This is a genomic window from Eggerthella sp. (assembly GCF_048329335.1).
GTDB classification, from domain to species: domain Bacteria; phylum Actinomycetota; class Coriobacteriia; order Coriobacteriales; family Eggerthellaceae; genus Eggerthella; species Eggerthella lenta.
Window position 1 is genome coordinate 1 of sequence record NZ_DBFEGU010000334.1, and the last position, 8,083, is coordinate 8,083.

An 8,083-nucleotide genomic window follows, 5' to 3' on the forward strand; every position below is an offset into this window, starting at 1 on the left:
GTACGAGACGGTGCAGCTGCTGGAGCCGGTCGGCGTGACCGCTGATGGCAGCATCGTCGATGCCGACGATCCGGCCGCCGTGGAAACCATCGACCAGGCGACGGTGCCGATGGGCCCGCAGGCCAGCCAGGTCGCCATCAAGCAGCTGGGCACGAACGGCGGCGGCTACAACGGCGTGAACTCCGCAAGCGCGCTCGAGAACCCCACGCCCCTCACCAACCTGGTGCAATGCCTGTCGCTGCTGCTCATCCCCGTGGCGTGCGTGTTCAGCTTCGGCCGCTTCGTCATGGATCGCCGCCAGGGGCGCGCCGTGTTCGCGGCCATGTTCATCTTGCTGGTAGGCGCGCTCGTGGCCATCGCGGTGTTCGAGCAGATGGGCACGCCCCAGCTGGCGGCCGACGGGCAGGTGTACATGGGCGCCAGCGGGCAATCCGGCGGCAACATGGAAGGCAAGGAGACGCGCTTCGGCGTGACCGACTCGTCGCTGTGGGCCGCGTTCACCACGGCCGCCTCGAACGGTTCGGTCAACGCCATGCACGACAGCTTCACGCCTATCGGCGGCATGGTGCCCATCGTGTTGATGGCGCTGGGAGAGGTGGTGTTCGGAGGCGTCGGCTGCGGCTTGTACGGCATGCTGGGCTTCGTCATCCTCACGGTGTTCATCGCCGGGCTCATGGTGGGCCGCACGCCCGAGTACCTGGGCAAGAAAATCGGCCCGAAGGAGATGCGCATGGCCGTGATCCTGTGCATCACCACGCCGCTGCTCATCCTAGTCGGCGCGGGCATCATGAGCCTCGACCCGGCGACGGCGAACAGCCTGAACAATCCCGGCGTGCACGGGTTTTCGGAAGTGCTGTACGCTGCCACGTCCGCAGGAGGCAACAACGGTTCGGCCTTCGCGGGATTCAACGGCAACACGCCTCTGATCAACCTGGTGCTGGGATTCGAGATGTTGGCGAACCGCTTCATCCCCATCGCGGCGGTGTGCGTGCTGGCCGGCAGCCTGGCCGTACGTCCCAAGGTGGCGACGAGCGCCGGCACGCTGTCCACCAGCAACGCGCTGTTCGTGTTCCTGCTCGTACTCATGGTGCTGCTGATCGGCGCGCTCACGATGTTCCCCGCGCTTGCGCTGGGTCCCGTGGCCGAACAGCTGATGATGGTGCTCTAGGAAGGCGGGCGAAAGAAAGATGACGACTACTGCAATGAACGAAACTCCTATGGGCGCAAGCCCGCAAGGTGGCAAGCGCGCCGGGCGCAAGGCGTCGATGAGCGCGTTGGCCAAGCGCGCCGTGATCGACTCGTTCGCGAAGCTCACGCCGCGCGAGCAGGCGAAGAACCCGGTCATGCTCATGGTGTATATTTCGGCTATCCTGACGCTCGGCCTGTTCGCGCTGTCGCTGTTCGGCATCGCCGATGCGCATCCCGCTTTCATCTTCGCCGTATCGGCGGTGCTGTGGCTCACGGTGCTGTTCGCGAACTTCGCGGAGGCGCTCGCCGAGGGACGCGGCAAGGCTCAAGCCGACTCGTTGCGCGCCGCGAAGCGCGACATCGACGCCCATAAGCTGAACGAAGGCCTTGTGGCCAAAGGCACCCATGCGGACGACCCGGCCGAGTTCTTCCGGCTCAACGCCGAGGAGGTGAGTTCGGCCGTCCTCAAGAAGAAGGACCTGTTCTTCGTGACGGCGAACGAACAGATTCCCGCCGACGGCGAAATAGTCATGGGAGCCGCGTCGGTTGACGAAAGCGCCATCACGGGCGAGTCCGCCCCGGTCATCCGCGAGGCCGGCGGCGATCGATCGGCCGTCACCGGGGGCACCACGGTGCTGTCCGACTGGCTGGTGGTGCGCGTGACGGCCGATGCCGGTCACAGCTTCCTCGACCAGATGATCGCCATGGTGGAATCGGCCGCGCGTAAGAAGACGCCGAACGAGATCGCGCTCGAGATCCTGCTCATCGCGCTGACCATCGTGTTCTTGGTCGTGTCCGTGTCGCTGTTCGCGTTCAGCGGGTTCGGCGCCAGCCAGGAGGGCATCGCGAATCCCACCACCATCGCCTCGCTCGTCGCGCTGTTCGTGTGCTTGGCGCCTACCACCATCGGCGCGCTGCTGAGCGCCATCGGCATCGCAGGCATGAGCCGCCTCAACCAGGCGAACGTGCTGGCCATGAGCGGCCGCGCCGTGGAGGCGGCTGGCGACGTGGACGTGCTGCTGCTGGACAAGACGGGCACCATCACGCTGGGCAACCGCCAGGCGGCCGAGTTCATCCCGGTCGACGGCGCAAGCGAGCGCGAGGTTGCCGACGCGGCGCAACTGGCAAGCCTCACCGACGAGACGCCGGAGGGTCGCAGCATCGTGGTGCTGGCGAAGGAGCTGTTCGACATCCGCGCCCGCGTGCTGGAAGGGTCGGGCATGACGACCATCCCGTTCACGGCGCAGACGCGCATGAGCGGCGTGGACTTCGAGGGCCACGAGATTCGGAAGGGGGCGGCCGATGCCGTCAAGAGTTATGTGGAGTCGTGCGGCGGCACGTACAGCGCTCAGTGCGCCTCAGCGGTTGAGCATGTCTCGCGCGCAGGCGGCACTCCGCTGCTTGTTGCTCGCGATCATCGTATTCTGGGCGTCGTCTATCTGAAGGACATCGTCAAGCAGGGCATCAAGGAGAATTTCGCCGACTTGCGCACGATGGGCATCAAAACCGTCATGATCACGGGCGACAACCCGCTGACGGCCGCCGCCATCGCCGCCGAGGCCGGCGTGGACGACTTCATCGCCGAGGCAACGCCCGAGACGAAGCTGGCCGCCATCCGGCAGTATCAGGCCGAGGGCCACATGGTGGCCATGACGGGCGACGGCACGAACGACGCGCCGGCGCTCGCGCAGGCCGATGTGGCCGTGGCCATGAACAGCGGCACCCAGGCGGCGAAAGAGGCCGGCAACATGGTGGACCTCGATTCCAGCCCCACGAAGCTCATCGACATCGTGCGCATCGGCAAACAGCTGCTCATGACGCGCGGCAGCCTGACCACGTTCTCAATCGCCAACGACGTGGCGAAGTACTTCGCCATCATCCCGGCGTTGTTCGTGCCGTTGTACCCCGCGCTCGAGGCGCTCAACATCATGCGCCTGACCAGCCCCACCACCGCCATCTTGGCGGCCGTCATATACAACGCGCTCATCATCGTGGCGCTCATCCCGTTGGCTCTTAAAGGCGTGAAGTACCGCGAGGCCACGTCCCAGAGCCTGCTCAAGCGCAACCTGGCCGTGTACGGCCTGGGCGGCATCGTCTTGCCGTTCGCCGCCATCAAACTGCTGGACATGGGCCTGACGGCGCTGGGCGTCGCGTAGGAAGGAAAGGATCCATCATGACGTTCAAATTGGGAAACCAAGCGAAGACCTGGGGAAGTGCGGCGTTGTTCTTCCTCGTCACCACGGTGCTGTGCGGCGTGATCTACACGGCGGCGTGCACGGGTTTGGCGCAGCTTTTCTTTCCGCACCAGGCGAACGGCTCCATCATCGAAGTCGACGGAACGAAGTACGGAAGCGAGCTGGTGGGCCAGCGGTTCACCGACGAGAAGCACCTGTGGGGCCGCGCCATGAACCCCAGCACGGGCACGTTCACCGATGCCGAGGGAAACGACGTGCTGTGGTACGCCCCGTCCAATCTCAGCCCTGCGGGCGACGAGTTCGCGACGGCGGTGCAGGATCGCGTCGAGCAGATCCGCGCGGCTCATCCCGAGATGGGGAACAAGCCCATCCCCAGCGACCTCGTGACGAACTCCGGCAGCGGGTTCGATCCGCACATCTCGCCGGCTGCCGCCGAATACCAGGTGGACCGTTTGGCGAGGACAACCGGCAAGAGCGCGTCCGAGATCCGCGACATCATCAAGCAATGCACCGAGCAGCCCCAGTTCGGTTTTCTGGGGGATGCGCGCGTGAACGTGCTGAAAGTGAACCTGATGCTCGACGGCGTGCTATGATGGCGGCACCGATACGACTGCGAGTGTGATTATGGACTACGAAGCAAGGCGCGACCCCGATGCGATCCTGCGGCAAATCGTCGAGGAGGAGGCTGCCGAGGGCGATACGCGCGGCAAGCTCAAGATATTCTTCGGCTATGCGGCGGGCGTGGGTAAGACCTACGCCATGCTCGAGGAGGCCCACGCCGTGCTGGAAAAGGGGTTCGACGTGGTCGTCGGTTACGTCGAACCCCACACGCGGGCCGATACGATGGCGCTTGTCGACGGACTGGAGCAGATCTCCCCATCGACGGTTCAGCATAGAGGCATCTCTCTGCGCGAGTTCGACCTGGACGCCGTGCTGGCGCGCCATCCCCAGATCGTGCTGGTGGACGAATTGGCCCACACGAACGCCCCGGGTTGCCGGCATCGGAAGCGCTACCAGGACGTCGAGGAGCTGCTGCGCGCAGGTATCAACGTGTTCACCACCGTGAACGTCCAGCACCTCGAAGGGCTCAATGACAAGATCGCCGCCATCACGCACGTGAGCGTAGCCGAGCGCATTCCCGACCGTATCTTCGACCAGGCTGCATCGGTCGAGCTCGTCGATATCGAGCCAGACGATCTGATCGAGCGCTTGGAGGCGGGAAAGATATACCTTCCCGATCGCGCCCGCACGGCGCTCGGCAACTTCTTCTCCCGGAAGAACCTGGCGGCGTTGCGCGAGATCGCGCTGCGCCGCATGGCCGATCGGCTGACGCGCAAGGCCGAATGCACCGAGGCGGGCGCGCGTGTGGAGGCCGGCGAGGACGTGCTGGTGTACGTAACGCACAATACGGGCAACGTGAAAGCCATCCGGGCCGCTGCGAATATGGCGGAGTCCTACCATGGGGCGCTCACTGCGGTGGTGGTCGAGTCGTCGCAGAGCAAGAAGTTCGATTCCGACCAGCGCGGACGACTGCGCGCCAACATCGATCTGGCCGAAGAGCTGGGTGCGCACGTAGTCACGCTGTTCGGTGACGATATAGCCCAGCAGCTGGCGCAGTACGCGGTGACGGCCGGCGCGACTCATATCGTGGTGGGCAACGCCACGGGTGGCCTGTCGGTGCGTTCCCTGCTGCGCGAGAGCCTGGTGAGCCGGCTGATGAAGCTCGCGCATGGGGCCGTGGTCGACGTCGTGCCGACGAAGGACTTGCCTGCGCAATATGGCCGGCTGTCCGAAGCCACAGGGTTTCGCCTGACAGGCGCTGACGTTTGGCGTGCGCTCGCGTCGGTCGCCATCGCCACGGCTATCGGACTGGCCATCTATTCCCTTGGGTTGGCCGGTTCCGTCGTGCTCATGCTCTACCTCATCGTGGCCCTGCTCATCGCTACGCGCGCCGACGGCTTCTTCTATGCGCTGTTCGTGTCGATGGGCAGCGTGTTTGCATACAACTTCTTTTTCACCATCCCGCGGTTCACGCTTCATGCGGTAGGGCTGAACTATCCCATCATCTTCGCGTTTCTGCTCGTGGGCACATTCGCTGCATCATCGCTGGCCATCCGCATGAAGCGTCAGGCCGAGAGCACCGCGCGCCGTGCGTATCGCATGGAAGTGCTGTTGGAATCCAGCCGAAAGCTGCAGGGTGCCCGCAATGCGGACGAGTGCTTCCGGCTTGCGGCCGAGCAGGTCATCAAGCTGCTGAACCGCCCGGTGGTCATGTACCGCTTGGGCATCGACGGTCGTCTTGCGAAGCCCGTGGTGCACGACGTCCCTGGGACGCTGGGCGGCGATGCCGGCGCCTGCGCGCTCGCATCGCCCGAAGAGTCCGCGGTCGCCGCATGGTCTGCGGCGAACAACGAGCGTGCCGGAGCCACTACCGACACGCTCGCCGATTCGCAATGCCTGTACCTGCCCATCCATTCGAAGGACGCTGTGTTCGGAGTAGCCGGCATCGCGATGGACGACATCGACGGGGAGGAGGACTTCGGGGCTTTCGAGAAGAACCTTTTGCTGGCCATCCTGGACGAATGCGGTCAGACTACCGAGCAGATCGTCTTCGCCGAGGATAGGCGGCGCATGGAGATGCGCATGGAGAAGGAAACGCTGCGGGCGAATCTGCTGCGCACCATCTCGCACGACCTGCGTACACCGTTGACCAGCATTTCGGGCGACGCGGACATGCTTTTGCACGATCGCGGCGCGCTGTCGGCGCAGCAGAAGGAGCACTTGTACCGCGACATTCACGACGACGCGTGCTGGCTGGTCACGCTCGTGGAGAACCTGCTGTCCATCACGCGTATCGACAACGGCACGCTGCAGCTGGCCGAACAGCCCGAGCTGGTGGCGGATGTCGTGAGGGAGGCTCTCCAGCACGTCGATCGCCGCGCTGGGAGACGCCGCGTCGACGTGGAGTTGGAAGACGAGCTGCTTATGGCCGACATGGATGCGCGTTTGATCGTGCAGGTGATCATCAACCTGGTGAACAACGCGGTATCGTACACGCCGGCCGACGGGCGCATAGTCGTGAGCGCGCGGCGGGTCGTGGAGCACGATCGTCCGCGGGTGCGCATCGCGGTTGCCGACGAAGGCCCGGGCATTTCCGAGGAAGATCGCAAGCATATCTTCGACATGTTCTACAATGGCTCCACCGGCCGGCGGGGCGGAAAGAGCGGCGATTTCAAGCGCGGCATGGGCTTGGGCTTGTCGCTATGCCGTTCCATCGTCGAAGTGCACGGCGGCACTTTAGACGTGCGCAATGTGAACCCGCACGGTAGCGAGTTCTCGTTCACGCTGGCAGCGGTGGAGGCCGGGGACGTGGTGGCGCGATCGACGGAGGAAGCGCGTGGCTGATGGGTACCGGATACTGGTGGTAGAGGACGACGCGGCGGTGCGGCGCCTTGTGACGACCACGCTCGATTTGCACGGATACGCGTACCGGGAAGCCCGTACGGCGTCGCAGGCGCTGCTCGAACTGTCGTCGCAGCCGCCCGATCTGGCTATCCTCGATCTCGGTTTGCCCGACGGGGACGGGGTGGAGGTCATTCGCACGTTGCGCGGGTGGTCGTCGCTGCCGGTCATCGTGCTATCGGCGCGTTTGGAGGATGCCGACAAAGTGGAAGCGCTCGATGCCGGAGCGGACGATTACCTGGTGAAACCGTTCTCGGTCGAGGAGCTGCTGGCTCGCGTGCGCGTGGCGCTGCGCCGATTGGATCGGGAGCGAGCGATGAAGGGGGATGCGGACGAAGCCGTCTACCGCAACGGGAGCCTCCGCATCGATTATGCGGCAGGCAGCGTGTGGCGCGACGACGAGGAGATTCACCTCACGCCGTTCGAATACAAGCTCCTCTGTCTGCTGGCGCGCAATACCGGCAAGGTGCTCACGCACAACTACCTGCTCAAAGAGGTGTGGGGCACCATGCTCGCGTCCGATCGCTCGTCGCTTCGCGTGTTCATGGCCACGCTTCGCAAGAAGATCGAGCCCGATCCTGCGAACCCTCGCTACATCCAAACCCACGTAGGGGTAGGGTATCGCATGATGCGCGTGGAATAGGAGCGCTTCGAGCTTACGACCCCCCCCCTCTCTCTCTTCTTCTTCTTCTTCTTTCGGTCGATCGTCGAATAGGGTTTTAAGGCAGGAAATATTTTCGGGCCCGACCGTTTCCTTTCGCTTGCAGCGTCCCCTGTTGGGCGAGTGCTGCCAGTTCGCGCTGAGCGGTTCTGCGGGCGACTCCCTTGCGCTCGAGATCGGAAACCGTTGCATATCCACGATCCAAGGCGATTTGTCTTGCAAGAGAAAGCATATCGTGAGGACGCTCCGCGACGGGTTCGACGTTCTCGACGTGCAGGGGGACCGTCGTTGTGAAAATCGCCCCCTCGTTGAGAACCGGTTCCGCCCCAGAGTAGACTTTGGTGTATTTGTACAGGTTCCGTGTGCCGGAACCCAGCTCTTCCGCCAGCCCGATGTTGTTGAAGAATGCGCCTATCAGGGGGTTCTTTGGGATAGGATTGAAATCGCTCAGCGTGATTCGACCCATGAAAGGGGCGCGACTTGCATTTTCCGTGCGCAACCTTTCATTGTCGATGATGAGTTTTGCAGGAAATGGGCTCGTGTATTCGCGATGCACGAGCATGTTCGAGATTACCTC

At 64.0% G+C, this 8,083-nt stretch carries 5 protein-coding genes and 1 pseudogene; 5 read left to right on the top strand and 1 reads right to left on the bottom strand.

Translation table 11 applies throughout. The annotated features are described in order from the left end of the window. The 5 genes from kdpA to ACMO6A_RS10375 all read left to right on the top strand — a co-directional run. Positions 1–1,168, top strand: a 1,168-nt coding sequence (gene kdpA / locus ACMO6A_RS10355; RefSeq protein WP_418471218.1) for a potassium-transporting ATPase subunit KdpA, incomplete at its 5' end; no start/stop codon positions are given. Between the two features lie 49 nt (positions 1,169–1,217). Next, positions 1,218–3,344: a potassium-transporting ATPase subunit KdpB gene (kdpB, locus tag ACMO6A_RS10360; RefSeq protein WP_418471221.1), complete on the top strand. Its 2,127-nt coding sequence runs from the start codon at positions 1,218–1,220 to the stop codon at positions 3,342–3,344. Positions 3,345–3,361: 17 nt separating this feature from the next. Continuing rightward, positions 3,362–3,976 carry a K(+)-transporting ATPase subunit C gene (kdpC, locus tag ACMO6A_RS10365; protein WP_009305207.1) on the top strand — a complete coding sequence of 205 codons (615 nt, stop codon included), beginning with the start codon at positions 3,362–3,364 and terminating at the stop codon, positions 3,974–3,976. Positions 3,977–4,007: 31 nt separating this feature from the next. Next, the gene (locus tag ACMO6A_RS10370; protein ID WP_009305206.1) at positions 4,008–6,788 is read left to right on the top strand and encodes a sensor histidine kinase; all 2,781 of its coding nucleotides are present in this window, start codon (positions 4,008–4,010) and stop codon (positions 6,786–6,788) included. Then, a complete protein-coding gene (locus ACMO6A_RS10375) occupies positions 6,781–7,488 on the top strand; it encodes a response regulator (RefSeq protein ID WP_009305205.1) in 708 nt (235 codons plus the stop codon). Before ACMO6A_RS10370 ends, ACMO6A_RS10375 begins: the two co-directional genes overlap by 8 nt. A 76-nt stretch (positions 7,489–7,564) precedes the next feature. Here the strand turns inward: ACMO6A_RS10375 and ACMO6A_RS10380 are convergent. After that, positions 7,565–8,083 (bottom strand): annotated as a pseudogene (locus ACMO6A_RS10380) (AAA family ATPase); the annotation flags it as partial.